This window comes from Ornithinibacter sp., from assembly GCF_035443565.1.
GTDB lineage: Bacteria > Actinomycetota > Actinomycetes > Actinomycetales > Dermatophilaceae > Fodinibacter.
The window spans coordinates 1-2,089 of record NZ_DAORSO010000262.1 but is presented as its reverse complement, the minus strand read 5'-3'; the positions used below and the strand labels follow the sequence as shown (position 1 = coordinate 2,089).

The following is a 2,089-nucleotide window of genomic DNA, read 5'->3' as shown; positions in this document are numbered from 1 at the left end:
AACCCCTGACCCCCTCCATGCCATGGAGGTGCGCTACCAACTGCGCTACAGCCCCTTGCGGGTGTTGCTCCCCTGGTGGGGGGCGACGGTGAAGTTTACCCATGCCACCCCACGCCCGACCAAATCGGCCTCAGGGAGGCGACGAACCGGCCTGCGACGGCACCCCGGACGACGCGTTCCACGTGTGCAGCATCCACCCGTGCCGCCCCTCGCGCAGCTCACCCCAGTGGCAGTTGCCGAGACCGCCGAGCAGGCGCCAGGCCACCGCGAGGTCGAGGTCGAGCACCCACGACGCCACCGCCCGAGAGGCCGCCCCGTGCGTCGACACCACGGCGCACTCCCCCGCCGGCAGGTCCGAGAGCAGCTCATCCAGGGCCTCCCCGACCCGCACGAGCACGTCCCCCATCGTCTCGCCGTCGTCCCCGCGGCGCACGTCCTCACCGCGCAGCGCAGCAGCCCGCAGCTCGGGCCACCCCTGCGCGACCTCGTCGGCCGTCAACCCCTGCCAGGCCCCCGCGTGGATCTCCCGGAATCGCGCATCAACCTCGACCCGGATGCCGGTCGCCCGGCCCACGCTGTCGGCCGTGCGTCGGGCACGTGAGAGGTCAGAGGTGACGATGCGCGACGGCGACAGGGCCGCGACAGCCGGCCCAGCGGCATCCGCCTGGGCAACACCGACGTCGGACAACGGCACGTCGAGCTGCCCCTGCCAGATGCCGGCCGCGTTGTGCCCGGTCTCGCCGTGGCGAAGGACGATCAGGCGCCGCCCGCCGCCCCGTGCAGGCGCTGGGCTCACCGACCGCCCTGCTCGGTGCCGACGACGCCGAGGTCGATGCTCGGGCAGTCCTTCCAGAGCCGCTCGAGCTCGTAGAACGAGCGCTCCTCGTCGTGCTGGACGTGCACGACGATGTCGGAGAAGTCGATGAGCACCCAGCGGCCCTCGCGCTGCCCCTCACGGCGAACCGGCTTGGAGCCCATCTCGCGCAGGGTGTCTTCCACCTCGTCGACGATCGAGCCGACCTGGCGCTCGGACTCCGCGGAGACGATGACGAAGACGTCGGTCAGCGCGAGCTGCTCCGAGACGTCGATGCCGGTGATGGTCGTGGCGAGCTTGTCGGCGGCGGCGGCGGCGGCCGCCCTGGCCAGCTCGAGCGCGCGGTCGGTGGCGGTCATGGTGCTCCCGGTGAGGCGTGAGGTGATGGTGCTTCGGGTGATGAGTAGAGGTGGTGCTTGGAGATGTACTGCACGACGCCGTCGGGCACGAGGTACCAGACCGGCTCCCCGCGAGCGACCCGCTCACGGCAGTCGGTCGAGCTGATCGCCATGGCCGGGACCTCCTGGAGGTCGACCCGGTCGGCGGGCAGCCCGGACTCGGACAGCTCGTAGCCGGGGCGGGTCACCCCGATGAAGCGGGCGAGGTCGAACAGCTCGTCGGAGTCCTTCCACGACAGGATCTGCGCCAACGCATCGGCCCCGGTGATGAAGAACAGCTCGTCGTCAGGGCGCTGCGCGTGCAGGTCACGCAGGGTGTCGATCGTGTACGTCGGCCCGTCGCGGTCGATGTCGACGCGCGAGACGGTGAAGCGCGGGTTGGATGCCGTGGCCACCACCGTCATCAGGTAGCGGTGTTCGGCGGGGGCGACGTCCCGGCCCTGCTTCTGCCACGGCTCACCCGTGGGGACGAAGACGACCTCGTCGAGCCCGAACAGTGACTGGGCCTCCGAGGCGGCGACGAGGTGCCCGTGGTGGATGGGGTCGAAGGTGCCGCCCATCACCCCGAGCCGCATACGTGCCGTGCTCAGTGGTGGCCGGGGTGCTCGGGCCAGTGCGCCGTGTCGCCCTCGGGGGCGCCGTGCTGCTCGCTGTGGGCGGTCGGGGGCGCGTACTTCTGGGACGTGCCGCGGAAGGACCACGTGAGGCCGAGCAGGAAGGCGAACGCCAGGAGGGCGATCACACCGAACATCCACGGGGGCATGGGCAGCTCGCGGTGCGCGGCCTCCTCGGCCAGGAAACGGGTCACGGTCATCGACATGGGGGCCAGCCTAGCGCGTCCGCTGTCCACGAATGTCGTCCACAGCCCTGTGCACAA

Annotated in this window: 4 protein-coding genes; all 4 read right to left on the bottom strand. The window is 71.2% G+C overall.

The window, feature by feature from the left end:
* Positions 1–130: 130 nt before the first annotated feature.
* The 4 genes from PLL68_RS14210 to PLL68_RS14195 are packed head-to-tail and all read right to left on the bottom strand — an operon-like array spanning position 131 to position 2,032.
* Entirely contained in the window at positions 131–796 is a 666-nt protein-coding gene (locus PLL68_RS14210) for a histidine phosphatase family protein (RefSeq protein ID WP_324535187.1), read from the bottom strand.
* Positions 793–1,173, bottom strand: a complete 381-nt coding sequence (gene rsfS / locus PLL68_RS14205; RefSeq protein WP_324535185.1) for a ribosome silencing factor — start codon at positions 1,171–1,173, stop codon at positions 793–795. The genes PLL68_RS14210 and rsfS overlap by 4 nt, the downstream gene beginning before the upstream one ends.
* On the bottom strand, positions 1,170–1,787 hold the full coding sequence (gene nadD / locus PLL68_RS14200; RefSeq protein ID WP_324535183.1) for a nicotinate-nucleotide adenylyltransferase: 618 nt from the start codon (positions 1,785–1,787) through the stop codon (positions 1,170–1,172). Before nadD ends, rsfS begins: the two co-directional genes overlap by 4 nt.
* A gap of 11 nt (positions 1,788–1,798) precedes the next feature.
* Positions 1,799–2,032, bottom strand: coding sequence for a hypothetical protein (locus tag PLL68_RS14195; RefSeq protein WP_324535181.1), 234 nt, complete (start codon positions 2,030–2,032; stop codon positions 1,799–1,801).
* Positions 2,033–2,089: the final 57 nt, after the last annotated feature.